Source organism: Pseudomonas sp. FP1740 (assembly GCF_030687165.1).
Classification (GTDB): domain Bacteria; phylum Pseudomonadota; class Gammaproteobacteria; order Pseudomonadales; family Pseudomonadaceae; genus Aquipseudomonas.
The window spans coordinates 6,373,427-6,398,660 of the sequence record NZ_CP117461.1 but is presented as its reverse complement, the minus strand read 5'-3'; the positions used below and the strand labels follow the sequence as shown (position 1 = coordinate 6,398,660).

28 protein-coding genes are annotated in these 25,234 nt (G+C 60.4%); 14 read left to right on the top strand and 14 right to left on the bottom strand.

The features are described 5' to 3' along the window. Positions 1–135: 135 nt before the first annotated feature. A complete protein-coding gene (locus PSH69_RS28910) occupies positions 136–1,350 on the top strand; it encodes an aldose 1-epimerase family protein (protein ID WP_305410501.1) in 1,215 nt (404 codons plus the stop codon). Positions 1,351–1,356: 6 nt separating this feature from the next. Here the strand turns inward: PSH69_RS28910 and PSH69_RS28905 are convergent, their stop codons facing one another. The 4 genes from PSH69_RS28905 to PSH69_RS28890 all read right to left on the bottom strand — a co-directional run bounded on the left by PSH69_RS28905 (position 1,357) and on the right by PSH69_RS28890 (position 4,343). Continuing rightward, positions 1,357–2,850: a YifB family Mg chelatase-like AAA ATPase gene (locus PSH69_RS28905; protein ID WP_305410500.1), complete on the bottom strand. Its 1,494-nt coding sequence runs from the start codon at positions 2,848–2,850 to the stop codon at positions 1,357–1,359. A 179-nt stretch (positions 2,851–3,029) separates the two neighbouring features. Next, entirely contained in the window at positions 3,030–3,200 is a 171-nt protein-coding gene (locus PSH69_RS28900) for a hypothetical protein (protein WP_305410499.1), read from the bottom strand. Between the two features lie 34 nt (positions 3,201–3,234). Then, complete coding sequence (locus tag PSH69_RS28895) at positions 3,235–3,693, bottom strand: N-acetyltransferase (protein WP_370695223.1); 459 nt, start codon at positions 3,691–3,693, stop codon at positions 3,235–3,237. A gap of 383 nt (positions 3,694–4,076) precedes the next feature. Then, entirely contained in the window at positions 4,077–4,343 is a 267-nt protein-coding gene (locus PSH69_RS28890) for an accessory factor UbiK family protein (RefSeq protein ID WP_019580496.1), read from the bottom strand. Positions 4,344–4,759: 416 nt separating this feature from the next. Here PSH69_RS28890 and glnK point away from each other — a divergent pair, with 416 nt between their 5' ends. The 4 genes from glnK (at position 4,760) to sutA (ending at position 7,536) form a co-directional block, all read left to right on the top strand. Then, positions 4,760–5,098 carry a P-II family nitrogen regulator gene (gene glnK / locus PSH69_RS28885; RefSeq protein WP_002555808.1) on the top strand — a complete coding sequence of 113 codons (339 nt, stop codon included), beginning with the start codon at positions 4,760–4,762 and terminating at the stop codon, positions 5,096–5,098. Between the two features lie 35 nt (positions 5,099–5,133). Further along, entirely contained in the window at positions 5,134–6,471 is a 1,338-nt protein-coding gene (locus tag PSH69_RS28880; protein WP_305410497.1) for an ammonium transporter, read from the top strand. A 213-nt stretch (positions 6,472–6,684) separates the two neighbouring features. Further along, complete coding sequence (locus PSH69_RS28875) at positions 6,685–7,110, top strand: secondary thiamine-phosphate synthase enzyme YjbQ (protein WP_305410496.1); 426 nt, start codon at positions 6,685–6,687, stop codon at positions 7,108–7,110. Positions 7,111–7,212: 102 nt separating this feature from the next. Then, positions 7,213–7,536 carry a transcriptional regulator SutA gene (sutA, locus tag PSH69_RS28870; RefSeq protein WP_018927530.1) on the top strand — a complete coding sequence of 108 codons (324 nt, stop codon included), beginning with the start codon at positions 7,213–7,215 and terminating at the stop codon, positions 7,534–7,536. Between the two features lie 80 nt (positions 7,537–7,616). Here sutA and PSH69_RS28865 read toward each other — a convergent pair whose 3' ends face one another. Genes PSH69_RS28865 through PSH69_RS28840 form a run of 6 tightly spaced genes read right to left on the bottom strand, consistent with a single transcriptional unit; the run spans position 7,617 to position 12,227 of the window. Beyond that, on the bottom strand, positions 7,617–8,324 hold the full coding sequence (locus tag PSH69_RS28865) for an HAD family hydrolase (RefSeq protein ID WP_019580497.1): 708 nt from the start codon (positions 8,322–8,324) through the stop codon (positions 7,617–7,619). Next, positions 8,321–9,220, bottom strand: coding sequence for a tyrosine recombinase XerC (gene xerC, locus PSH69_RS28860; protein WP_018927532.1), 900 nt, complete (start codon positions 9,218–9,220; stop codon positions 8,321–8,323). Before xerC ends, PSH69_RS28865 begins: the two co-directional genes overlap by 4 nt. A gap of 2 nt (positions 9,221–9,222) precedes the next feature. Further along, the gene (locus PSH69_RS28855; protein WP_007941280.1) at positions 9,223–9,948 is read right to left on the bottom strand and encodes a DUF484 family protein; all 726 of its coding nucleotides are present in this window, start codon (positions 9,946–9,948) and stop codon (positions 9,223–9,225) included. Between the two features lie 13 nt (positions 9,949–9,961). Beyond that, positions 9,962–10,792 (bottom strand): diaminopimelate epimerase, encoded by an 831-nt coding sequence (dapF, locus tag PSH69_RS28850; protein ID WP_018927533.1) that lies wholly within the window; start codon positions 10,790–10,792, stop codon positions 9,962–9,964. A gap of 4 nt (positions 10,793–10,796) precedes the next feature. After that, entirely contained in the window at positions 10,797–12,044 is a 1,248-nt protein-coding gene (gene lysA / locus PSH69_RS28845; RefSeq protein ID WP_018927534.1) for a diaminopimelate decarboxylase, read from the bottom strand. 9 nt (positions 12,045–12,053) lie between these two features. Then, complete coding sequence (locus tag PSH69_RS28840) at positions 12,054–12,227, bottom strand: lipoprotein (protein WP_007941283.1); 174 nt, start codon at positions 12,225–12,227, stop codon at positions 12,054–12,056. A 238-nt stretch (positions 12,228–12,465) separates the two neighbouring features. On the opposite strand from PSH69_RS28840, the gene cyaY reads away from it, so the two are divergent. From cyaY to rnk, 3 genes are all read left to right on the top strand, one after another. Continuing rightward, a complete protein-coding gene (gene cyaY, locus PSH69_RS28835) occupies positions 12,466–12,798 on the top strand; it encodes an iron donor protein CyaY (RefSeq protein ID WP_018927535.1) in 333 nt (110 codons plus the stop codon). Between the two features lie 4 nt (positions 12,799–12,802). Further along, complete coding sequence (locus tag PSH69_RS28830; RefSeq protein ID WP_305410495.1) at positions 12,803–13,030, top strand: DUF1289 domain-containing protein; 228 nt, start codon at positions 12,803–12,805, stop codon at positions 13,028–13,030. Between the two features lie 153 nt (positions 13,031–13,183). Further along, entirely contained in the window at positions 13,184–13,594 is a 411-nt protein-coding gene (gene rnk / locus PSH69_RS28825) for a nucleoside diphosphate kinase regulator (RefSeq protein ID WP_305410493.1), read from the top strand. 5 nt (positions 13,595–13,599) lie between these two features. On the opposite strand, the gene PSH69_RS28820 is transcribed toward rnk, so the two are convergent. The 3 genes from PSH69_RS28820 to PSH69_RS28810 all read right to left on the bottom strand — a co-directional run bounded on the left by PSH69_RS28820 (position 13,600) and on the right by PSH69_RS28810 (position 17,363). Next, entirely contained in the window at positions 13,600–16,446 is a 2,847-nt protein-coding gene (locus tag PSH69_RS28820) for a class I adenylate cyclase (RefSeq protein ID WP_305410492.1), read from the bottom strand. Positions 16,447–16,653: 207 nt separating this feature from the next. After that, positions 16,654–16,899, bottom strand: a complete 246-nt coding sequence (locus PSH69_RS28815; protein ID WP_030129110.1) for a TIGR02647 family protein — start codon at positions 16,897–16,899, stop codon at positions 16,654–16,656. 179 nt (positions 16,900–17,078) lie between these two features. After that, a complete protein-coding gene (locus PSH69_RS28810) occupies positions 17,079–17,363 on the bottom strand; it encodes a hypothetical protein (protein WP_018927538.1) in 285 nt (94 codons plus the stop codon). A 125-nt stretch (positions 17,364–17,488) separates the two neighbouring features. Here PSH69_RS28810 and PSH69_RS28805 point away from each other — a divergent pair, with 125 nt between their 5' ends. Beyond that, on the top strand, positions 17,489–18,148 hold the full coding sequence (locus PSH69_RS28805; RefSeq protein ID WP_305410491.1) for a glutathione S-transferase family protein: 660 nt from the start codon (positions 17,489–17,491) through the stop codon (positions 18,146–18,148). 107 nt (positions 18,149–18,255) lie between these two features. Here PSH69_RS28805 and argH read toward each other — a convergent pair whose 3' ends face one another. After that, entirely contained in the window at positions 18,256–19,650 is a 1,395-nt protein-coding gene (gene argH, locus PSH69_RS28800) for an argininosuccinate lyase (protein ID WP_019580504.1), read from the bottom strand. 462 nt (positions 19,651–20,112) lie between these two features. Here argH and PSH69_RS28795 point away from each other — a divergent pair, with 462 nt between their 5' ends. From PSH69_RS28795 to PSH69_RS28775, 5 genes are all read left to right on the top strand, one after another. Then, entirely contained in the window at positions 20,113–20,859 is a 747-nt protein-coding gene (locus PSH69_RS28795; protein ID WP_007899317.1) for a LytTR family DNA-binding domain-containing protein, read from the top strand. Positions 20,860–20,995: 136 nt separating this feature from the next. After that, entirely contained in the window at positions 20,996–21,937 is a 942-nt protein-coding gene (gene hemC / locus PSH69_RS28790; protein ID WP_018927542.1) for a hydroxymethylbilane synthase, read from the top strand. Next, positions 21,934–22,701 (top strand): uroporphyrinogen-III synthase, encoded by a 768-nt coding sequence (locus PSH69_RS28785; RefSeq protein ID WP_305410490.1) that lies wholly within the window; start codon positions 21,934–21,936, stop codon positions 22,699–22,701. Before hemC ends, PSH69_RS28785 begins: the two co-directional genes overlap by 4 nt. A 16-nt stretch (positions 22,702–22,717) precedes the next feature. Next, a complete protein-coding gene (locus tag PSH69_RS28780; protein ID WP_305410489.1) occupies positions 22,718–23,872 on the top strand; it encodes a uroporphyrinogen-III C-methyltransferase in 1,155 nt (384 codons plus the stop codon). Further along, the gene (locus PSH69_RS28775) at positions 23,869–25,107 is read left to right on the top strand and encodes a heme biosynthesis protein HemY (RefSeq protein ID WP_305410488.1); all 1,239 of its coding nucleotides are present in this window, start codon (positions 23,869–23,871) and stop codon (positions 25,105–25,107) included. The genes PSH69_RS28780 and PSH69_RS28775 overlap by 4 nt, the downstream gene beginning before the upstream one ends. Positions 25,108–25,234 lie beyond the last annotated feature (127 nt).

Sequence of the window (25,234 nt, the reverse complement as noted above, 5' to 3'; positions counted from 1 at the left end):
TCAATTCTCCGCGTTACCCACAAGCCCCGTATCGACGATCATTTGGCATTTGCCATCGTGATCTCGATTTTTATGCTTGCTGAAACGTTTCTTCAAGTTTATAAAAATGGCACAACTCCAAGAAAGGCTGCTGCCATGACCCCGCTCAAACTCTTCGTTGCCCTCAGCGCACTGTCCGCTGCTTCCCACGCCATGGCCTGGGATTACGTCCTGCTCGATACCGACAAAGCCGCCCAGAACTGGCAGATCACCAGCCAGCAACTCGGCGTAAAAACCGCCAAACCCTTCTCCGTAACCCTGCGCACCTTGCACGGCGGTCGGCAGGAGGGTGTCAGCATCGTCGACATCGATAACGGCACGATGAAACTCTCGGTGGTGCCGACTCGCGGCATGAACGTGCTGCAAGCTTCGGTCGGCGATGTGCGCATGGGCTGGGATTCGCCGGTCAAGGAAGTGGTCAACCCGTCCTTCATCGAACTCAACGGCCGCGGTGGCCTGGGCTGGCTGGAAGGTTTCAATGAGCTGGTCACCCGCTGCGGCTACGAATGGGTCGGCCATCCCGGCATGGACAATGGCGAGCTGCTGACCCTGCACGGTCGCGCCGCCAACATTCCGGCCAACAAAGTCACCCTGCACATTGATGAAAAACCGCCATACGCCATCAGCCTGCGCGGTGAACTGAAAGAGCAGGCATTCAAGAAAGTCGACTTCTCCGTCGCAACCGAACTGGTTACCGAGCCCGGCAGCGTAGTGTTCGCCCTCAACGACACCCTGACCAACAACGGTGATTATCCGAAGGAATACCAGGCGCTGTATCACAGCAACTTCAGCACCCCGTTCCTGGAGCAGGGCGCCCGCTTCGCCGCGCCGGTGAAGCAGGTCTCACCGTTCAACGACAAAGCCAAGGGCGATCTGCCGGACTGGCAAACCTACCGCGCACCGACCAAGGACTACGACGAAACGGTTTACAACGTGGTGCCGTATGCCGATGCCAAGGGCGATACGTTGACCGTGCTGCATAACAAGGCCGGCAGCCTGGGTGTCTCGGTCGGCTTCAACACTCAGACACTGCCGGTGTTCTCCCTGTGGAAAAACACCGATACCCAAGGCCAGGGCTATGTCACGGGGCTGGAGCCTGGGACGAGTTTTTCCTATAACCGCCGGTATCAACGGCCACTGAACCTGGTGCCGACAATTGCGCCGAAGGAACAGAAGCAGTTCCGTATCAGCTACAGCTTGTTGGCGGATAAGGCGGCTGTGGATAAGGCATTGAAGCAGGTGAGCGAGATTCAGGGCGGGCGCGAGACAGAGGTGCGGCAGACGCCGTTGGCTGATCTGACCAAGGGGTGACACGGACTAGAGCGCTGTTGGCCGATATTGCAGCGCCTCGGCCAAGTGTTCGCGTCTGATCCCGTCGGCTTGTTCAAGGTCCGCCAGCGTGCGCGCGACCTTGAGCAGTCGATGGGCCGCTCGCAACGACAGCGTTAAACGCTCGCAGGCGGATTCCAGCCAGTTTTCATCGGCTGTGGATAACTTACAGTGCCGGCGTAGGCCTGGCAGGTCGAGGAAGGCATTGGCGCAACCCTGGCGTTTGTGTTGCCGCTCTCTTGCATCAGCAACCAACTCGGCGGCGGTGGCTGTATCGTCGCCGGGTTTCAACGCAGGATTCAACGCCGTGGCCTCACGAGCAACCGTCAGGTGCAGATCGATGCGGTCCAGCAGCGGCCCCGACAGTTTGTTGCGATAGCGCTGCACCATGTCCGGCGTGCAGGAACAACGACCACTTGGCTCGCCAAGATATCCACAGGGGCAGGGGTTCATCGCTGCGACCAATTGAAAGCGCGCCGGAAAGCGAACGCGGTCCTTGGCGCGGGAAATCACGATGTGGCCGGATTCCAGTGGCTCTCTCAATACCTCCAATACCTTGCGATCAAACTCTGGAAGCTCATCAAGGAACAGCACACCATGGTGGGCGAGAGTGATTTCGCCGGGTTGCGGTTTCGAACCGCCACCCACCAGTGCGGGGCCTGAAGCGGAGTGGTGTGGCTGTCGGAAGGGGCGCTGAGGCCAATGACTCAGCGGCACACAACTGGCGACCGATTGAATCGCCGCGACTTCCAGTGCTTCGCTCTCGGCCAATGGCGGTAACAGCCCCGGCAGACGACTCGCCAACAACGTTTTTCCTGTCCCCGGCGGACCGCTGAACAGCAGGTTATGAGCCCCCGCCGCTGCAATCAGCAAGGCTCGCTTGGCCGCAAGTTGTCCCTGCACTTCGTTCAAGTCGGGATAGGGTTTGCTGGCGTAGAGCAAACCGTTGGAAGCGTAGGGTTCGATGGGCGTGTGGCCATTGAAATGCGCGACCGCTTGAAGCAGATGGTCCACCGCAATCACTTTCAACCCCGAAGCCAGGCACGCCTCCTCGGCATTCGCTCGTGGGACTACCAGCGTGCGCCCGGCCTTGCGCGCTGCCAGCGCCGCCGGCAACACCCCGCGAACCGCCCGCACCGCGCCCGACAGCGCCAGCTCTCCCAGGCACTCCACGTCATCCAGCGTCAACGTCGGCACCTGCACGCTGGCCGACAGAATCCCCAAGGCAATCGCCAGATCGAATCGCCCGCCATCCTTCGGCAAATCGGCGGGAGCGAGATTCAAGGTGATGCGCCGCGCTGGAAATTGCAGGCCGGAATTGATGATCGCGCTACGCACCCGGTCCTTGCTTTCCTTCACCGCCGCCTCGGGCAGCCCGACCATGGTCAGCGAGGGCAAGCCGTTGGCCAGATGCACTTCTACAGTGACGGCGGGCGCATCCACACCAATCTGGGCGCGGCTATGGACGATGGAGAGGGACATGGTCGTTCCTTGAGCTGTACGGGAACCGCTTCCTGCGGTTTTTTGAAGGGTAGTTGGCGGAGGAAGTTCTGGTGGGGTGGTTTAGGCGACAAACTTTCACTGGATGTTTCAAGTACGAAGCAGGCCAATCGCGAGGCACAAAAAAACCGCCACTCGGGCGGTTTCTTCGGGAAGCCTAATCAGACTCGTGCACCTGCAAGCAAGCCATCAGGTTCAAGTTCTTTGCCATACGTTGCTGCGACTTTAAAAAAGCGACGCTGACTGGCAGAAACGTTTCCCGCCAAGCGGAGCGCCTCGGCATGATACTCAGCGATCATTGATGGCTTCGCTTTTTGCTTTTTGGGTTTCATAGACACCTCGCGTGCCCGGATGAGTGGATTGATCTTATTGGTCGTCTAGCGAAAAGACAAGGCGGTTGGTTTTGTCAAAAATGAATCCAAGTTTTTGATAATAGGAAATGGCACCCGGGTCAGGTTCTTGTACCTCGATCTCATCGCAGCCCAGCATCCGCGCATACAGTTCCGTAGCCAGCAATGCAATTGGAGCGATCCAGCCTCGCAAAGCGGGGGTGTTTCTTGTATGTCCCTGCAAAAGCACAATTTTTATGCAGATAGTGCTTTCACGCAGAGTCGCATAGCACAAACCACAGAGCTCTTCTTCATACCAGATAGCCAGATCCAGCCCCCTTGCATCCTTACGCTTCCAGTCCGGAATGCATTCCCACGGGTACAGGATTACTGCTTCCCACAGATGACAGGAGTTGATTGCAGCCGCGGTGATCGGATCGAGCCTGAGTGCTGAGACGTTGATTCCTGCGGCACGAATGTCAGGATCATCGGACATGGCTTCGTAAGTGAGATTTCGAGCATCAGACTTGAATATCTGGTTGCGGAGTTCTGTGCCTTTTCCTTTTCTTCTCATCGCTTTTGTACTGTTGAGATCGAGGCGAAGAAGGTAACGGACGCGGGCGTGGTCACGTAATCAGGCGCAGGAGTTGGCTACTGTAGGACCGTACTTAGATGAATGAAGGACGTCAGAAGCGCAACAGGTGGAATTGGGTATGGTTGTGGAAAATGATTACGTCTGGCGCGCAGCAAATGTAGTCCATAGGCTGTGCAAATGAATGATCGTTCCCACGCTCTGCGTGGGAACCACCCCGTGACGCTCTGCGTCACATCTGGAGCGTCCCTGGCGGCATTCTCACGCAGAGCATGGGAACGACCAGGTTACTCGGCGTCAGCAACTGGATTGAGCTTCGCTTCCAGCTCCGCCACTTTCGCCTCCAGGCTCTCCAACCGGGCGCGGGTCCGCGCCAGCACAACCATCTGGCTATCAAACTCTTCCCGGCTCACCAGGTCCAGCTTGCTGAAGCCGCTCTGCAGCAGGGCCTTGAACTGGCTTTCGATTTCGCTTTTCGGCAGTGGGGTGTCGCCGCTGAAGAGGCGGGAGGCTGTGCCGCTCAGGGCGTCGAGGAAGTCTTTGGGCGCGAGCATGGGAAATGTCCTGTCAACAATGGCGGGCAGTGTACCACGCAGTGTCTATAGTCAATCTCGAAGGCTGGGATGCACGCTTTTCGCGCATGCGAGTGGATAGCCACGCACTGTTGTTGTGCGTAACCGTTGCGTCAATCGGCTGGAGAGGCCTGCGTTAGCGGCCAAGGGCTTGAAATCAATGGGTTTTGGATAGATGGCAAGCTTTCTGCTTAGTCGCTGGTGACCCATGCACTGATGCAGTCGCTGTGACGAATGCAGTGCGCCAAGCGGAACGGGGGAAGTTTCGTGCGGAGTGGTTAGCTGGCGTCGAACGGGCAGGTAAGGCCGACGATGCGTTACAAAGCCAGGCACTGCGCTTAGACTTGAGTCGGGTTTGTTTTCCTGGGGCAAGTCCACCAATTCGGGAGAGAGTTTTCATGAAGCTAGTCACTGCCATCATCAAGCCGTTCAAACTGGACGACGTGCGCGAGTCGCTGTCCGAGATCGGCGTGCAGGGCATTACCGTTACTGAGGTCAAAGGCTTCGGTCGGCAGAAGGGTCACACCGAGCTGTATCGCGGCGCGGAGTACGTGGTCGATTTTCTGCCTAAGGTGAAGATCGATGTCGCCATTGACGACAAGGATCTGGACCGGGTTATCGAGGCGATAACCAAGGCCGCCAACACCGGCAAGATCGGTGACGGCAAGATCTTCGTGGTCAATCTGGAACAGGCGATTCGCATCCGTACCGGCGAAACCGATACCGACGCAATCTAAGCCGCCACAAACCCAACGCCCCAGGAGAAAACAAAATGACTCTGCGTAAAATCGCAGGGCTAGGAGCCCTGTTGTCCCTCGTAATGCCCGGCCTGGCCATGGCGGCAGACGAAGTGGCGGCCCCAGTCCTCAACTCCGGCGACACCGCCTGGATGATGACCTCGACAGCCCTGGTGCTGTTCATGACCATTCCCGGCCTCGCGCTGTTCTACGGCGGCATGGTTCGGTCAAAAAACGTTCTTTCCGTGATGATGCAGTGCTTCGCCATTACCGGTCTGATCAGCGTTCTGTGGGTCATTTATGGCTACAGCGTTGCGTTCGACACCACCGGCATGGAACAGGGCGTCATCAATTTCAACTCGTTCTTCGGGAGCCTGAACAAGGCCTTCCTCGCCGGTATCACGCCAGCGAGTCTGACCGGGCCTGCGGCGCTGTTCCCTGAGGCAGTGTTCGTCACCTTCCAGATGACCTTCGCCATCATTACCCCGGCGCTGATCGTCGGCGCCTTCGCCGAGCGGATGAAGTTCTCCGCCATGCTGATCTTCATGGGCGTGTGGTTCACCCTGGTTTACGCACCGATTGCGCACATGGTCTGGTCCGGCAACGGCGGCCTGTTGTGGGACTGGGGTGTTCTGGACTTCGCCGGTGGCACCGTGGTTCATATCAACGCCGGTGTGGCAGGTCTGATTGCCTGCCTGGTACTGGGCAAGCGTAAAGGCTTCCCGACCACTCCAATGGCGCCGCACAACCTCGGTTACACCTTGATGGGTGCTGCGATGTTGTGGGTCGGCTGGTTCGGTTTCAACGCCGGTTCCGCTGCCGCAGCCAACGGCACTGCAGGCATGGCGATGCTGGTGACTCAGATCGCCACCGCCGCTGCGGCGCTGGGCTGGATGTTTGCCGAGTGGATCACTCACGGCAAGCCAAGTGCACTGGGTATCGCCTCGGGTGTGGTGGCCGGTCTGGTTGCAATCACTCCGGCCGCTGGCACCGTGGGCCCGATGGGCGCTCTGGTGATCGGTCTGGCAGCAGGCGTGGTGTGCTTCTTCTGCGCGACTACCCTGAAACGCAAACTCGGTTATGACGATTCCCTGGATGCCTTTGGCGTGCACGGTATCGGCGGTATCCTCGGCGCGATCCTGACCGGTGTGTTCGCGGCACCGTCCCTGGGTGGTTTCGGCACCGTCACCGACATCGCGGCTCAAGTCTGGATTCAGTGCAAAGGCGTGGGCTTCACGGTGATCTACACCGCGATCGTCACCTTCATCATCCTCAAGGTGCTGGACGCTGTCATGGGGCTGCGCATCACCGAGGAAGAAGAAGCAGTCGGCATCGATCTGGCGCTGCACAACGAACGCGGCTACAACTTGTAAGCACGCCCGTAAAAAATTGCCCGGCTTGCCGGGCATTTTTTTGTCTGAGATTTGTCAGTGAGGGAGCGGCTGAAAGGTTTTTTCATACACGTTCAGGGGCGTTTACAACGGGTGTTTTTCTGCGGCCAATGGCTTACACGATTGAAGGAATATTAGGGCCTTTGTTTTTTCCCAGAGCGCGCTAGAATGCGCCCCGAACGTGCGGAGAACTGTATGTGGCAACAGACTCTGATTACCCTGCGGGCACGGCCCCGGGGCTTTCATCTGGTAACGGACGAGTTACTCGCCGGCTTGCCTGAACTCAAGGCGTGTCGGGTCGGTCTGTTGCATTTGTGGCTACAGCATACCTCGGCGTCGTTGACCATCAACGAGAACGCCGATCCGGCGGTACGTCGCGACTTCGAACGATTTTTCAATCGTCTGATCCCACAAGGAACAGACGACTATGAGCATAACGACGAAGGCCAGGACGACCTCCCGGCGCACTTCAAGGCCAGCGTGCTTGGCTGTCAGCTCAGTTTGCCGATCTCGGCAGGCCGACTGGCGTTGGGAACCTGGCAAGGCGTTTATCTGGGCGAGCACCGTGATCATGGCGGTGCCCGTAAAGTCCTCGCCACCGTGTACGGTGAAGGGGAATAAACCGCTGGTCACCAGCGGTGGTTGAATTTTTTCCGGCAGCCTTCGACAGAAGGCAAAGCTGGGCTATAACTAATCTGCTTTTCGCAAGTCATGAGGTAGAACATGAGCGACGATGATCTGGAAAACGACGACCTCGAAGTAGGCGACGACGACGAAACCGAAGAAGGCCTGGAAGCGGCGGCTGAAGACGTCGCTGAAGACGACGGCGGTGATGTGCCCGTTCCGACTGCCAAAGGCAAAGCCAAGGCAGCGGTATCGGTCGATGAGCTGCCGAGCGTTGAAGCCAAGAACAAGGAACGCGATGCCCTGGCCAAGGCCATGGAAGAGTTTCTGGCACGGGGCGGCAAGGTGCAGGAAGTGGAGGCCAATGTGGTCGCCGATCCTCCCAAGAAGCCTGATAACAAGTACGGCAGCCGGCCTATCTAAGCGCCTGCTTCCTGCTTGCTGAAAAAGCCCGCCGTCGCTGCGGGCTTTTTCATGGGGGAAAATCAAAGGATCACAGCACCTCAAATATCGGCTGAGTTCCAGCGAGCCAACAACCCCGGCAACTCGGTCAAACTGCGAATCTCGGCATCCGGCGCCCTCTCGGCTTCCCACACTTTGCCCGCCGGGTTAAACCAGATCGCTCGCAACCCCGCCTGCTGTGCTCCGGCAATGTCATCGCCAGGATGATCGCCGATATGCACCGCGGTTTCGGCGGTCGCGCCGCCACGTTGCAACGCTTCATGAAACAGTCGCGCATCCGGTTTGGCGATGCCGATGTCTTCGGCGCACAGGGCAAACCTGAAGTAATCCGCCAGGCCCAGTCGGCGTACATCGGCGTTGCCGTTGGTCACTACACCGAGGGCGTAGTGCTTGGCGAGTGTCTCCAGCGTCGGCTCGACTTCGGGGAAAACTTCCAATTGATGCCGGGCATGCAGAAACACTTCAAAACTTTGATCAGCCAGGTCTGAGGCTTGACCATGGTCGTAACCAGCCTCTTCCAGAGCATGAAAAAGCACCCGCCGACGCAGCGCACTGATTCGGTGCTTGAGGTTCGGCTCGTTGCTCAACACCCGCTCGCGAATCGACCACAAATGCTCCACCGGCACCGCGCCCAGGTTCGGCGCATGCTCGGTCAGCCATTCACGCAATATGGCTTCGGCGCTGGCGATTACCGGGGCGGTGTCCCACAGGGTGTCGTCGAGGTCGAAGGTGATCAGTTGGATGGTCATGAATCATCGCCTTTAATGCGTTTGGCCCGTGGATGGGCGCTGTCGTAGACCGTCGCCAGGTGCTGGAAGTCCAGGTGGGTGTAAATCTGGGTGGTCTTGATATCCGAGTGGCCGAGCAGTTCCTGCACGGCGCGCAAGTCCTGAGAGGACTCCAGCAAATGGCTGGCGAAAGAGTGTCGCAACATGTGCGGGTGCAGGTTCTGCCCCAGCTCCCGCTCGCCGGCAGCCTTGACCCGCACCTGAATCGCCCGAGGGCCGAGGCGTCGACCTTGCTGGCTGACAAACACCGCGTCATCCGCCGGGTTGGTCATGGCCCGCAACGGCAACCATAGTTCCAATGCTTCGCGAGCCTTTTTACCCACCGGCAACAGCCGGGTCTTGCTGCCTTTACCGAGGACCTGGACCATTCCGTCAGCCAGGTCCAGCTGATCGAGGTTGAGCCCAGTCAGCTCCGAAAGCCGCAAGCCGGAGGAGTAGAACAACTCCAGAATCGCCTGATCCCGACGGGCCAGAAAATCATCCTCTACCGCGCCTTCCAGCAGTTGCAGCGCGCGGTCGGTGTCGAGGGTTTTCGGCAGACGACGCTCGCCTTTGGGCGGTGCCAGGCCATTGGCCGGGTCGTGGTCGCACAGGCCTTCGCGGTTCAGATAATGATAGAGCCCGCGTACCGCCGACAGTAGCCGCGCCAGGCTGCGGGACGATTGGCCTTGTGCATGCAGGCGGGCGATCAGGCTGCGCAGCCGCTGGATATCCAGTGCGGCCCAGCTGCCGATGTTCTGTTTGACGCACCAGCCCAGCACTTTGTCGAGGTCGCGGCGGTAAGCGTACAGCGTATGCGGCGATACTTGCCGCTCACTGCGCAGGTGTTCGCAGTAAGCGTCCAGTTGCCGTTCCACGATCAGCGTACCGAGCGCAGGGAGTTGTTGACCCGTGGCAGCACGCGGCCCATGACTTCGGCGATGTAGCTGAGGAACAACGTGCCCACCGAACTCTTGTAGTGCTGCGGATCGCGGCTGGCGATGGCCAGAACACCGTGGATGCCCTGGTGGCTGATTGCGACGACGGCGGTGGAGCCGATCTGCTTGCGCTGTTCTTCGCCGAACAGGAAGTCCAGTTCATGCTCACGCAGGCTGCCGCAGACGCTCTTGTCTTCCGAGAGCAGGCCGCCGATGGCCGTTTGTGCGTCGGCGTGGGTGACCCAGCGGCCTACCGGCATCGGGTTGTCGCCCAGCAGGATCAGGCTGACGAAGGGCACCTGAAAGTCCTGGCGCAGGCTGTCTTCGACGCCGATCACCACGTCTTCCAGGCTGGTCGCGTCCATCAATGTGAGAATCAGACGGCGGGTCTTGTCGAACAGGCGATCGTTGTCGCGGGCCACGTCCATCAAGTGCGAGAGACGATGACGCAACTCGATGTTGCGATCGCGCAGAATCGTCATCTGGCGTTCGACCAGCGAAATGGTGTCGCCGCGCTGGTGCGGAATGCGCAGGGCCGGGAGCAGTTCTTCATGCTCGATGAAGAAATCCGGATGAGCCTCCAGGTACGCGGCAATCGCCGCCGCCTCAAGGCTTTCGGAAGGGGATTCGTCGGGCTGTAGGGCGGGAACCTGGGGCTTGTCGGTCATGGATTTCGCTCACTCAAAGACGCACTTGTCCTTCGTATACGCGTACTGCCGGGCCGGTCATCATGACCGGTTGGCCAGGGCCTGCCCATTCAATGGACAGGCGCCCGCCGGGCAGGTCGATCAATAGCGGCGAATCCATCCACCCCTGGCTGATCGCGGCCACCGCGGCAGCACAAGCGCCGGTTCCGCAGGCCTGGGTTTCCCCGGCCCCGCGTTCCCAGACGCGCAACTGCGCGCGGTTCCGGTCGATGACCTGGAGAAAACCGACATTGACCCGCGCCGGAAAGCGCGGGTGATGTTCGATTTTCGGCCCCAGTTCATGCACCGGTGCTTTGTTGATGTCGTTGACCCGCAACACGGCATGGGGGTTGCCCATGGACACCGCAGCCAGTTCGACCATGGTGCCGTCGACGTCGACCTGATAGCTCAGGGCCTGGCTTGGGGCTTCGAACGGAATCTCGGCCGGCACCAGGCGCGGGGCGCCCATGTTGACGCTGATCTGGCCATCGTTGCGGATGTCCAGTTCGATGATGCCGCTTTTGGTCTCGACGCGAATCTGCCGCTTGGCGGTCAGGCGCTTGTCGAGCACGAAGCGGGCGAAGCATCGAGCGCCGTTACCGCACTGTTCCACTTCGGAGCCGTCGGCGTTGAAGATCCGATAGCGGAAATCCACGTCCGGGTTGCTGGGCGCCTCGACGATCAGCAACTGGTCGAACCCGATGCCGGTGTGCCGATCGCCCCATTGCTTGGCATGCTTGGGCAGAATGTGCGCGTGCTGGCTGACCAGGTCGAGAACCATGAAGTCATTGCCCAGGCCGTGCATCTTGGTAAAACGCAGCAGCATGGGGTTACTCCGGCAGCAGGCTTTCGCCAGCAAACAACTCGGCTACCGTCTCGCGGCGACGCACTTCGATTGCCTGATCACCGTCCACCAACACTTCAGCGGCGCGGCCGCGAGTGTTGTAGTTGGAACTCATGACAAACCCGTAGGCACCGGCCGAATGCACGGCCAGCAGGTCGCCTTCTTCCAGCGCCAGTTGACGATCCTTGGCCAGGAAGTCGCCGGTTTCGCAGATCGGGCCGACGATGTCGTAGGCACGCGCCGCGGTATCGCGAGGGCGCACGGCGGTAACGTCCATCCAGGCCTGGTACAGCGCCGGGCGGATCAGGTCGTTCATGGCCGCATCGACGATGGCGAAGTCTTTGTGTTCGGTGTGCTTGAGGTACTCGACCTGGGTCAGCAGCACGCCGGCGTTGGCGACGATGAAGCGGCCTGGCTCGAACACCAGCGCCAGGTCACGACCGTCGAGGCGCTCGCGCACGGCCTTGATGTAGTCGGCGGCCAATGGCGGCTCTTCATCGCGATAACGCACGCCCAGACCGCCACCCAGATCGATGTGGCGCAGGTAGATGCCGCAATCGCCGAGGCGGTCGACCAGGCCCAGCAGGCGGTCGAGGGCATCGATGAAGGGCGGCAGGGTGGTCAGTTGCGAGCCGATGTGGCAATCGACGCCGACCACTTCCAGGTTAGGCAGTTGCGCGGCGCGGACGTACACGTCTTCGGCGTCGGCGATGGCGATGCCGAACTTGTTCTCTTTGAGACCGGTGGAAATGTACGGGTGCGTGCCGGCATCGACGTCCGGGTTGACGCGCAGCGAGATCGGCGCGCGAACGCCCAGCTCGGCGGCGACTACTTGCAGACGCTCGAGCTCGTCGGTGGATTCGACGTTGAAGCAGTGCACGCCGACTTCCAGGGCGCGACGCATGTCGTCACGGGTCTTGCCGACACCGGAGAACACGATCTTTTCGGGGCTGCCGCCAGCGGCCAGTACACGCTCCAGCTCGCCACGGGAAACGATGTCGAAACCGGCGCCCAAACGGGCCAGGACATTCAGTACACCCAGGTTGGAGTTGGCCTTGACCGCAAAGCAGACCAGGTGCGACGTGCCGGCCAGCGCATCGGCGTAAGCCAGGTACTGGGCTTCGATGTGGGCACGGGAGTAGACGTAGGTCGGTGTACCAAAGCGTTCGGCGATGGCGGACAGGGCAACACCTTCCGCGAACAGCTCACCGTCACGGTAGTTAAAAGCGTCCATGGCGTTCCCTTATTGGTAGACGTCGTGTTTGTGTGCTTTCGACGGAGACTGTTGCGACGACTTGGCCTGCTCTGCAGGATCCTGGCTGTCATCGGGCAGGTACAGCGGGCCTTTTTGACCACAGGCCGATACCAGGCAGGCAACCGCGACGAGCGCAGCAAGGGAAGAGATCAGGCGCTTCATGGCGAAATCCTTGAAAATGCGTTAATTGCGCCGGAGTATACCGGCCACCCGGCAGCTTGCCTATGTGACGCGGCTCCCGTCCGGCGGGCCTTTGACTGTGGCGCAGTAACTTGTCCTGCGTTGCGCAGGGATATTTCGTACCGCACCTCGTCCTTGGTGGTTATTCTTTGCAATCATCGGGGCTCGCCCGTATCTTGCGGCGCTTGAGCGTGAGTAGACACTTTTTGAGGTTCCCGTAATGAGTTTGACTGAAGCCCGTTTTCACGACCTGGTCGATGCCACCCAGCAGACGCTGGAGGATATTTTCGATGAGAGTGACCTGGATATCGATCTGGAGAGCTCGGCCGGTGTGCTCACCGTCAAGTTCGAAAACGGCAGCCAGTTGATCTTCAGTCGCCAGGAGCCGTTGCGGCAATTGTGGTTGGCGGCGGTGTCCGGTGGCTTCCACTTCGACTACGACGAAGAGAGCAAGCGCTGGATGTGTGACAAGAGCGACGAGCAACTGGGTGAGATGCTCGAGCGCATCGTCAAGCAGCAAGCCGACGTCGAACTCGATTTCGAAGGTCTGTGAGATCGTGACCCAGCCTGCGCCCGTTCGCCCGCCCAAACCGCTCTATAGCAACGTCAGCCCGGCAGTGCCTTCGCCGTGCAGCGGTGTGTGCCGGCTGGATGAGCAGAAGGTTTGCCTGGGGTGTTTTCGGCATGTCGAAGATATCCGCGAATGGCGCTCGGCCGATGATGAGCGGCGGCGGGTAATTTGTGCGCAGGCCTCGAATCGCAAGGCCACTGCCAATCCTTCGTAGGAGATGCCGCAGGCCGTCCGGTGGCGACTTGTATATTTATTGAGCTGTGATAGTGTCCGGGTACGCCTCAACCCATCGAGGCTCGTGAAAACCCCGCCTTTTTCTGGCGGGGTTTTGCTTTTTTCGTGCAGAAGAAAGGAGTCTGCCCTGATCATGACCGCACCTTCCATCACCCTTACCCGTCTGGACGTGCAACGTCTGGAGCGCCTGATCGACAGCCTGGATGACTCGCTGCCGGGCGTTATCGCGCTGCAAACCGAACTGGATCGCGCCGATACCCTGGTCGGTCACGAAGAGGTGCCAGCCGATGTCGTGACCATGAATTCTAAAGTGCATTGCCGTGAAGAGAGCAGTGGCAAGGACTATCACCTGACCCTGGTCTATCCCAAGGATGCCAACGCCGACGAAGGCAAGATTTCCATTCTGGCGCCGGTCGGCAGCGCCCTGCTGGGTCTCAAGGTCGGTCAGCACATTGACTGGCCAGCGCCGGGTGGCAAAACCCTGAAACTGACCTTGCTGGCAGTCGAGTCGCAACCGGCCAATGGCGGCGACTTTCCGGAATAAAACCCTTAGACCTGCTCGAGCGCCTCGTTCAATGCGCGCTCCAGGTCGGCCTTGTAGCGCAAATACAAATTGCTTGAACTCTGACCATCACCGAGCAGGCCCGACAGGTCCAGGTCGGTGATGTAGCAGCGATAGCGTTCGGTCTCGCGGCGCTGTTCGACAATTTCCCGGGCGACCACACTGAACAGTTGGTCGCCATGTTCCAGCTCTGAAAATTCCCGCTGATTGCAATACAACGTGACTTGCACCTGTCCCGGTGCGGCTTTGCCGACGATCGCCTGTACGTCATAGAACGGTTTGTTGACTGGGGTTTGCGGCGCCGGTCGGGCTTCGACCCGACGCGCCCGCGCGGAGCCTGAAGGCAATAACTGGTAATACAAAGTCTCCAGGCTCAGCGGCTGGGCGGCGTCCATCGGTAGCAAGGCGTCGCGCCGGTACTGGATCGATTGCAGGAAACGTTGCAGTGGCACCAGCAGGCTTTGTTCGTCGTGATAGGGCAAGCGTTGTTGCCACAAGGCATTGAACTCATCCAGTACGTACATATCGGCCTGGTGTTCGTTGATCCGGTAGAACACCTGAACGCAGTCGGGTTGCCCCATGGGCAGGATCAGCGCCAGGTCGTGGTCTTCCAGTGCCATCGGGTCCAGATGCAGCGGGCTGTAGCTGGCCAGCTCTTCGCCGAGGTAGTCAAACAGCGCCGGCAGCGTGGCGAGGGCAACGTGATTGACCTGGCCGGGCACCAGCTCCAGCACGTGGTAATGCTGCTGGACCTGAATCAGGTAACGATGATTGAGTTTGCTCAGCAGCAGGTTTTGCGCGGTATCGAGAACTTCTTCGACTCGTCGGGCTATGAATTGCGCGCGGTTGTGGCAGAAGCAACGTACCCGCAGCTTGGGCTGCTGTGGCCCGTCCGGCAGGTTGTTGAGGTAATCGCGCAGACAGTCGAGCAGCGCATGGGGGCCGTCAAAGCGGCTGACCAGCACCTCGTTCCAGCTGTTTAGCGTGACCTGATCCAGGGTCAGCACCAGATTTTCCCGCACGCCGGCGTAGCTCAGGGAATCGGTGCGCTCGGTGGTCATCAGGATGTTCATGTCGCGATGGTGCTTGAGCGGATCGACGCCGACGTTCACCAGAATCAGTACTTCGCTCGGCACGCTGGCGCGCAGCAAAGGCTCTTCGGCGACGGTGGTCAGGGGCAGGGCAATGCTTTGCTGCAGGCTGCCGAGCAGGTTGAACAGTTCGAACTCGCTCAAGTCGCTGGTGCCGGGGTGCAGGGCCAGGCGGGTGCTGCTGTCGATCACGCCGTTACGGTGACACCAGGTGAGCAGTTCGAGTAACTGGCGGCTGCGCTTGATCGGCGCGAAATGCTCCCACTCATGAGCGGTCAGGCTGCCGTTGTACAAACCCCATTGGGTTTGCCCCGGCTCTCTCTTGTTCGGGGCCTGCACCAGCGTCAGGGTGTCTTCGGCCAGATCGGGGGCGATGCCCGGGTTGATGCATTCGACCTTGTCGGCCTTGCGCTCGAAGGCCGCGTACAACCGCCGGCCCAGCACATTGAGGTCGCGCTTGTTGATCAGGCTGACGGTCTGTTCGTTACGGGCAAACTGTGTCAGGAAGCGGTAGCTGTAATTCAGTTCGCCGACCAAGGCCCGGCGTTCTGCGCTGACCTGGCGGACTTTCCACTGGCTGCGGCTGTCGAGCAACGCCAACTGACGCTGATCCCAATGCCATTCGTGGGCCAGGCGCTCAAGCAACGAACGCTGCCAGCTCTGGGTGCGACCGCTGTTGCCGGTGAGCTTGCGATTGACTTTCAGGTACAGCGCGCGGCGTACCAGCTCCAGCCGCTCCGGTTCGCCCCGGGCCGTGAGGTATTCCTCGATGCGCCGGTAAACCACCATGTACGGGTCCAGTTCATCGAGGTCCAGTCGATTGGCAAACACCGCCTGTTTGAAACGCAGGCTCAGGCAGTGGACTTTCGGGTGTTCACTGGCGTAGACCTCGGTCAGCAGCAGTTTTAGCACTGATTTGTAGGGCGATTCGATGCCTTTGAACAACTGCCAGAGCCCGGCGCCGATGAATTCCCCCGGCGGGATGTACGCCAGATGCCCCAGGTCCAGGGTTTCGTCGGCACGGATGAAACGCTTGGAAAGCAGCGTGTGGGTGTAACGGTTGTACGCGGCCTCTTCGTAAACCGGCACCAGCCACCAGATGGGGGTGCGTCCGGCCAGCCAGATCGCGGTTCGATAGAACTCGTCCAGCAGCAGATAGTGCTGGGTGGTGCCACAGTCTTCCGAGCTCAACTGCGTATCGCGCTCGCCGAGCACGAAGCGGGCTGGGTCGATCAGGAAAAAGTGCGCCTCGGCGCCCTGGCTGGCGGCCCAGACTTCCAGCAACTGACATTTCTTGCGCAGTTCGGTGAGCTCGCTTTCGCTCAAGTCCGGTCCGTGACATACCCACACATCCATATCGCTCTGATCGGCCTGGGCCAGGGTGCCGAGGCTGCCCATCAGGAACAGGCCGTGCATGGGGCGCGGCGGATTGCTGCCGTGGCGTGGTTTGTAGGAAAACGAGCGGGTCAGGCGTTGGGCTTCGGCGAGGGTGTTGGTGTCGGGTTCGTAATTCGACAGGCCGGCCGGGGTGCTACCCGAAACGTAACCCGGCAACAGCGGATGATTGACGTGGAAAAACAGCGGCAGCAGGGTCAGCACCGTTTGCTGGCGGGTCGACAACCCTTCCATGGCACGGGCCAAGCGACCCTCGTTGAGCTTCAGAAAACGGGCGCGCAGCTGGCTGAGAACCTTGCGATCGATTCCCTCGTCCAGATCGGGGCGGATTTCATGGGTGCGGGTCATGTCAGCTCAATCCGGCTCGCGGGGCTCGGACGCAGGAGGGCTCAGGGTGAGGGGCAGTTTAGCGCCTCGGCCCCGGGACTTTTAAGCTGATTTTGTTTTCCTGGCGTCAGATTTCTATCGTTTGGCGACGGCAGGTAACAGGGCCAGTCATCAAGTGTGCCCGCGGAAATCCCGTGACAGAGCTTTCCGTGGGCCATGCGCTGGTATTCAGGCAGTTTCCTGGACGGACAGAATGGTGAGAACGGTCTGCACATTTTGTGCGGCGTCACGCCCCAGGCTGGTCAGGTAACCGCCATCGGGCTGGGTGATCAATTCTTTGTCGAACAGTCTTTGTGCGGCGGCAATGGCTTTCGGGGCAGCGGTCTGATGAATTTTCAAACCTTCCTGGGAACTGTCCAGGTTGAAGAGTGCGAGGATTTCCAGTTCGGCAACCAACTCAGGGGTAAGCGACATAAGGACTCCAGACTTTCTAGGAATTAGACGATAGCGCCCCTAAGGTGAACCCGTCGGTGAGGCATGTCCAGTGCTGGCAACAGGGTTTTTCACCCCGAGAGGCATTCCCCGAAGGGTGGTACGGAAAGCGGGGGTGGTTTCTGTAGGAGCGAGCGCGCTCCTACAGGGGGAGGGCGGGGTTATTGCTTTTCCGGCGGCAACTCTGGCAGTGCGCGCAGCGCCGTTTCATACCATTCGGTGTCGAATGCACGGTCCTCATCGAGCATGGCGTCGATCTCGTAGGCCAGCACATGGGCCATCAGGTTGAGGATTTCTTCACGTTCGTAACCCACCAGGGTCAGCTTGTTGAAGGTTGCCTTGGCCGCTGGCGGGTTGTCGCTTTCGATCTGGTTTTCGATTGCTTCGATCAGCGTCGTTTCGGCGAACTCTTCTTCGTCGTTGTCGATGTCGTTTGGCTCGCTCATGGCAGGCTCCTCAAGGAAAGGCGGCCAGTTTACCTGCATTCAGCATTGTGATGCTGCTGGCAAGAAGTGCCAGGGCGTTCTATAACTGGCGCTGCCAACCCCCTGCACGGCCTGGAGGCTATGTAATGCTCAAGCTTTATGGATTTTGCGTCAGCAACTATTACAACATGGTCAAGCTGGCGTTGCTGGAGAAGGGACTGCCGTTTGAGGAAGTACCGTTTTACCCAAGCACTAGCCCCGAGTCGCTGGCCATCAGCCCGCGTGGCAAGATTCCTGTACTGGGCGTCGAGCAAGGTTTCGTCAACGAAACCAGCGTGATTCTCGAGTATCTCGAGCAGAGCCAGAAAGGCACACCGCTGCTGCCGAGCGAGCCCTTCGAGCGAGCGCAGGCGCTGGCTTTGGCCAAGGAAATCGAGTTGTACATCGAACTGCCAGCGCGCGCCTGCTACCCCGAAGCGTTTTTTGGCATGTCAGTGCCGGAAGCGATCAAGGACAAGACCAAGGCCGAGTTGCTGCTGGGGTTCGCCTCACTGGGCAGGCACGGCAAGTTCGCCCCTTACGTGGCGGGCGACCGTCTCAGCATTGCGGATTTGTATTTCCTGTACAGCGTGCCAATGGCTTGTGCCGTGGCGCAGAAGCTGTTCGATATCGATCCGTTGGCTGAGATGCCGGCGGCCAAGGCGCTGCTGGAGCGTCTGGGGCAGAATCCGAACGTGCAGCGAATTGCGGCAGACAAAGACGCATCAATGCCCGCGTTTCTGGCGATGATCGCGTCGAAGAAATAGATTGTGTAACGATCTTGAGAATGCCTTCGCGGGCAAGTCTCGCGCCTGAGGGGGGACGGCCCCTGTAGGCGCGAGCGGTGCGGCGATCCGACTTGCCCGCGAAGCTTTTAACGGCTGGCGAGCAATGCCTGACCGCGAGCCACGGCAGCCTTGACCTGTGCCGGCGCGGTTCCGCCGATATGGTCACGGGCATTCACCGAACCTTCCAGGGTCAGCACGGCAAACACGTCCTGCTCGATCTGGTCGCTGAACTTGCGCAGTTCTTCCAGGCTCATTTCCGCCAGGTCCTTGCCGCTGTCTACACCGTACTTCACCGCGTGGCCAACGATCTCGTGGCAATCACGGAACGGCAAGCCGCGGCGTACCAGGTAGTCGGCCAGGTCGGTGGCGGTCGAGAAACCGCGCAGGGCAGCTTCGCGCATCATCGCGTGCTTGGGCTTGATCGCCGGGATCATGTCGGCAAAGGCCCGCAGCGAGTCGCGCAGGGTGTCGGCGGCGTCGAACAGCGGTTCCTTGTCTTCCTGGTTGTCCTTGTTGTAAGCCAACGGCTGGCCTTTCATCAGGGTCAGCAGGCCCATCAGCGCGCCGAACACCCGGCCAGTCTTGCCGCGAACCAGCTCCGGCACGTCCGGGTTTTTCTTTTGCGGCATGATCGAGCTACCGGTGCAGAAACGGTCCGGCAGATCGATGAACTGGAACTGCGCACTGGTCCACAGTACGAGCTCTTCGGAGAACCGCGACAAGTGCATCATCGCGATGCTCGCGGCCGAGCAGAACTCGATGGCGAAGTCGCGATCGGACACGTTGTCCAGGGAGTTGCCGCCAACAGCGTCGAAGCCCAGCAACTGCGCGGTGTACTCGCGGTCGATCGGGTAAGTGGTACCAGCCAGTGCAGCACTGCCCAGCGGCATGCGGTTGGTACGCTTGCGGCAGTCCACCAGGCGCTCGTAGTCGCGGCTGAGCATTTCGAACCAGGCCAGCATATGGTGCCCGAAGGTCACCGGCTGCGCGGTTTGCAGGTGAGTAAAGCCCGGCATGATGCTGCCGGCTTCGCGCTCGGCCTGCTCCAGCAAGCCTTTTTGCAGGCGGGTGATCTCGGCCAGGATCAGGTCGATTTCGTCACGCAGCCACAGTCGAATGTCGGTGGCGACCTGGTCGTTGCGGCTACGGCCGGTGTGCAGCTTTTTACCGGTCACGCCGATGCGGTCGGTCAGGCGCGCCTCGATGTTCATGTGCACGTCTTCGAGGTCGATGCGCCAGTCGAACTGGCCGGCCTCGATTTCACCCTGGATGGTCTTCAGGCCATCGATGATGCTGTCGCGCTCGGCATCGGTCAGCACGCCGACCTTGGCCAGCATCGTGGCGTGGGCGATCGAGCCCATGATGTCGTGGCGATACAGGCGCTGGTCGAAGGTGACGGAGGCGGTGAAGCGGGCAACGAAGGCGTCGACGGGTTCACTGAAGCGGCCGCCCCAGGACTGATTGGTCTTGTCAGTGCTCATGAATTCGCTCGTATCGGCTTGAAGAAAGATGGCGTGGAACGCTGAAGCGGATAATAACAGGGTTGCCAATCCTGTCGCTGACACTGGTCGATACGTTTTTTTCTCATGGGGCGATCCATACTCGAAGCCAGCGATGCGCAAAATGCGCAACGATATTTCTCATTTGAGCAATATCGTCGCGGCAACCGTCTACAGTTGGACAGTAGGATCAGCGCACTTCTCGATGCTGCAGCTGACTATAGAGAGAAGAGGGGTGTTCATATTGTGTATCAGCAAACCCTATGGCGATGCCTCGCCAACGCGGGCCTGGGCCGTCAGTCACCCGGCAGATGAAAATTTAGCCGCCGGTCTCGCGGCACTTTTTGGCCCTCGCGCTAGTCTTAGCGTGGATCGCGGTGACGGACGTCACTTCACCTGTCTACGCTATCTTTGTGCGAGACTCACGCAGGAATCCAGCGCAATATGAATGTCCTGATCGTTGATGACGAACCCTTGGCCCGCGAGCGCCTGAGCCGAATGGTCGGCGAACTCGAGGGATACAACGTCCTGGAGCCCAGCGCCACGAATGGCGAAGAGGCGTTGGCACTGATCGACAGCCACAAGCCGGATATCGTTCTGCTCGATATTCGCATGCCGGGCCTCGATGGCCTGCAAGTGGCGGCACGATTGTGCGAACGCGAAACCCCGCCCGCCGTGGTGTTTTGCACAGGGCCCGATGAATTTGCCGTGGAAGCCCTACAGGCCAGCGCCGTGGGCTATCTGGTGAAGCCCGTGCGCACAGAACAGCTACATGAAGCATTGAAAAAAGCCGAGCGCCCCAATCGCGTCCAGCTCGCCGCCTTGACTCGTCCCGCCGCCGAAACTGGCAGCGGCCCACGCAGCCATATCAGCGCCCGCACACGTAAAGGTATTGAACTGATCCCGTTGGGCCAGGTGGTCTACTTTATTGCCGATCACAAGTACGTGACCTTGCGCCATGAAGGCGGCGAAGTGCTGCTGGATGAGCCACTCAAGGCCCTCGAAGACGAATTTGGCGACCGTTTCGTGCGGATCCACCGCAATGCACTGGTCGCCCGCGAACGCATTGAACGGTTGCAACGCACCCCCCTGGGGCATTTCCAGCTGTTTCTCAAAGGCCTGAACGGCGACGCCCTGATCGTCAGCCGACGCCATGTGGCCGGCGTGCGCAAAATGATGCAGCAGCTTTAATCCGCCATTCAGGGCGGATTTCTACCCTGTTTTAGGACCTTGAGGGCCAGGGAGGCCATGCAGTTTCTGATACAAGTCAAAGTGGATTTGGCTGAGCTGTTATTATCCGCCGTATCTATTCAGTACGGATTGATCCATGTCCTCTCGCGAAATCCGCATCGCCACCCGCAAAAGTGCTCTGGCCCTATGGCAGGCCGAATACGTCAAGGCTCGTCTGGAACAGGCCCATCCGGGCCTGCTCGTGACACTGGTGCCCATGGTCAGTCGCGGCGACAAGCTGCTCGATTCGCCCCTGTCGAAAATCGGCGGCAAGGGCCTGTTCGTCAAGGAACTGGAAACCGCGCTGCTGGAAAACGAAGCCGACATCGCCGTGCATTCGATGAAAGACGTGCCGATGGACTTCCCGGAAGGCCTCGGTCTGTTCTGCATCTGCGAGCGCGAAGACCCGCGCGATGCATTTGTCTCCAATACCTTCGCCAGCCTGGATGAGTTGCCACCAGGCAGCATCGTCGGCACCTCCAGCCTGCGCCGCCAGGCTCAGTTGCTGACCCGTCGCCCGGATCTGGAAATCCGCTTCCTGCGTGGCAACGTCAACACGCGTTTGGCCAAGCTCGATGCCGGCGAATACGACGCCATCATCCTCGCCGCGGCGGGTTTGATTCGTTTGGGCTTCGAACACCGCATCACCTCGGCCATCAGTGTCGATGACAGCCTGCCGGCCGGAGGCCAGGGCGCGGTCGGTATCGAGTGCCGTAGCGCCGACACTGAGATTCATGCACTGCTCGCACCGCTGCATCACCAGGATACGGCCATCCGCGTGACCGCTGAACGTGCCCTCAACAAACATCTGAATGGCGGCTGCCAGGTGCCGATCGCCTGCTACGCCGTGCTTGAAGGCGAGCAGATCTGGTTGCGTGGCTTGGTGGGCGATCCGAACGGCGGCCTGTTGCTCTGCGCCGAGGCCCGAGCGCCGCGCAGCGAGGCCGAGGCCCTGGGCGTGCAAGTGGCCGAAGACCTGCTGAGTCAGGGCGCCGACGCCATTCTCAAAGCAGTCTATGGCGAGGCTGGGCACGAGTGACTGGCTGGCGCCTGCTGCTGACGCGCCCTGCGGATGAATCAGCGGTGCTTGCCCGTGTGTTGGCTGACGCGGGGGTTTTCAGTAGCAGCTTGCCGCTTTTGGACATCGAGCCGATGCCGGCCTCTGCCACAATGCGTGCAGTGATTCAGGACCTGGATCACTATTGCGCGGTGATCGTGGTCAGCAAGCCGGCCGCCAGAATCGCTGTCGAGCTGCTCCACCAGCATTGGCCGCAACCACCGGTTCTGACGTGGTTCAGCGTCGGCGCGGCGACGGCGCAGATCCTCGAGGCTAACGGGTTGGATGTGAGCTTCCCGGCCGACGGTGATGACAGCGAAGCCTTGCTTGAACTTCCGCGGTTGCGCGAGGCTATCGCCCGTCCCGATCCACGGGTGTTGATCGTGCGTGGGGAGGGTGGGCGCGAGTTGCTGGCTGAGCGTTTGCGCGAGCTTGGTGCTAGTGTCGAGTATCTGGAGTTGTACCGACGCGGCTTGCCGCAGTATCCACCGGCAGCGTTGCCTGAGCGGATCGAGGCGGAACGCTTGAACGGGCTGGTGGTCAGCAGTGGACAGGGTTTTGAGCACCTGCACCGATTGGCTGGCGATGCCTGGCCGATCATGGCGCGGTTGCCGTTGTTTGTTCCAAGCCCCAGGGTCGCCGAGCTGGCACGCGCCGCCGGGGCCCAAACAGTTGTGGATTGTCGTGGCGCCAGTGCCGCGGCCTTGCTGACGGCGTTACGGGAGCACCCCGTACCCGTTTTTTAATGCAAAGGATGGATACGTGAGCAAAACAGCCTTGCCTAAAGATGACGTCCAGCCGGTGCTCGATGCGCCGGTAGAAGCACCGGTTGTAACCGGGCCACCTGCTACTGAGCCGCGCCGAGGCAATGGGCTGGCAATCGTCGCGCTGCTGTTGGGCGCTGCCGGTGTTGCCGTAGGCGGTTGGGGAGTCTGGCAGGTGCGTCACCTGCAAGCCAATAACCTGCAACAGTTGAGTCAGGTACAGGCGTTGAACGATCAGGCGCAGAGCCTGAAGCTCAACGAGCAGCGTCTGACCGCTCGCCTCGAACAGATGCCTGCCGCCGAAGAGCTCGATGCGCGCAGTCGCCTGGTCACTCAACTTCAGGGCGATCAACAGCGTTTGAATCAACGCTTGGAAACCGTCCTCGGTGCCAGCCGCAAGGATTGGCGTCTGGCCGAGGCTGAGCATTTGCTGCGACTGGCCAGCCTGCGTCTGTCGGCCTTGCAGGACATCAGCAGTGCCCAGGCCCTGGTGCAGGGTGCCGATGAGATACTCCGTGAACAGAATGACCCGGGGGCTTTTGCCGCTCGCGAGCAAGTGGCCAAAACCCTGGTGGCCCTGCGCAGTACCGAACAGCCGGATCGCACCGGGTTGTTCCTGCGACTGGGTGCCTTGCGCGATCAAGTGATCAGCCTCACCGAACTGGCGCCCGAGTACAAGGACCGTGGCGAATCCCTGCTGGGCCTGACGGCCGATGGCGACGGCGCCAGTCGCTGGGCGCAATGGTGGGATCAGATCTCGCGTTACATCCGAATCGATTTCAACGCCGACAAGAATGTCCGTCCATTGCTGGCAGGGCAGAGCCTGAGCCAGGTGCGTCTGGCCCTGAGCCTGGCGCTGGAACAGGCGCAGTGGGCCGCGCTCAATGGTCAGGCTGCGGTTTACACTCAGGCGCTGACCGAAGCGCGGGACGTGCTCAAGGGTAACTTCAACCCGGACAACCCTCAGAGCAAGATCATGCTGGAGCAGGTGGCCGAGTTGAGCAAGCAGCCAGTCACGGTGGTCACGCCGGATCTGACAGGCACGTTGAGCGCCGTCCAGGCTTACCTTGAGCGACGCAACGTCAACGCCGAGGACTCAGTGAAACCTCTGGCCAAACCTGCCGCGAACACTGCGCAGGAGGCCAGGCCATGAAGCGTCTCTATGTGATCGTGTTCGTGGTCATCGCTGCCGCCGCCGCGTTGGGGTTGGCGATTGCCGAGCATTCCGGCTACGTGCTGATCGCCTACAAGAGCTTCCGTTACGAATCGAGTCTGTGGGCAACCCTGGCCTTGGTGGCCGTGCTGTGGCTGGTGTTCTGGGGCATCAAGGCGCTGGTCGAACTGGTGACGACTTCCGGTGGGGTGGTCAACCCATGGTCGCGGCGCAATCGCAGTCGACGGGTGCAAGTGGCGATCGAGCACGGCCAGCTGGATTTGGCCGAGGGCCGCTGGGCCAGTGCGCAGCGTCACCTGTATCGCGCGGCGGAAGCCGAACGTCAGCCGCTGCTCTACTACCTGGGGGCTGCCCGCGCCGCGAACGAACAAGGTCTCTACCAGGAAAGCGATAACTTGCTGGAGCGCGCTTTGGAGCGACAGCCCCAGGCCGAGCTGGCAATTGCCTTGAGTCATGCCCAATTGCAGACCGACCGCGGCGACACCGACGGCGCTCTAGTCACCCTGCAAGCCATGCACGAGCGTCATCCTCATAACGTCCAGACCCTGCGCCAGTTGCAACGCCTGTATCAGCAGCGGGGCGACTGGTCGGCAGTGATTCGCTTGCTGCCGGAATTACGCAAGGACAAGGTGCTGCCGCCAGCCGAGCTGGCTGAACTGGAGCAGCGCGCCTGGGGTGAGAATCTTTCGTTGGCGGCGCACCGGGAAGAGGACGGAACGGTCGGTTTGCAATCGCTCGCTCGTGCCTGGCAGCAGCTCACCACCGCTCAGCGGCAGGAGCCGCAACTGGTGCTGGCCTATGCCGAGCAACTGCGGCAACTGGGGGCGCAGGTCGAGGCCGAAGAGGTTCTGCGTACGGCTCTCAAGCGCAAATACGACAGTCATCTGGCACGCCTGTACGGTCTGGTTCGCGGTAGCGATCCGGCCAGACAGCTGCACACCGCTGAAGGTTGGCTCAAGGATCATCCGGCCGACCCGAGCCTGTTGCTGACGTTGGGCCGTTTGTGTCTGCAAAGCAGTCTGTGGGGCAAGGCCCGGGACTATCTGGAAAACAGTCTGCGTGTACAGCGTAATCCTGAAGCCTGCGCCGAACTGGCGCGGTTACTGGCGCAATTGGGTGACACCGAACGCAGTAATCAGTTGTTCCAGGAGGGCTTGGGCCTGCTGGACGAGCGCTTGCTGTCGGCTCCGCTGCCGGTGCCGGCTCATGCTTGATGCCGGCCTGTAGCCGCAGCCGAAGGCTGCGTTCGGCTGCGCAGCAGTCGTAAATCAGGCGCCGCAGTCGGATCAGGTGAGTCGTGTTAAACCGATTACGACTGCTGCGCAGCCGAACGCCGGCTGC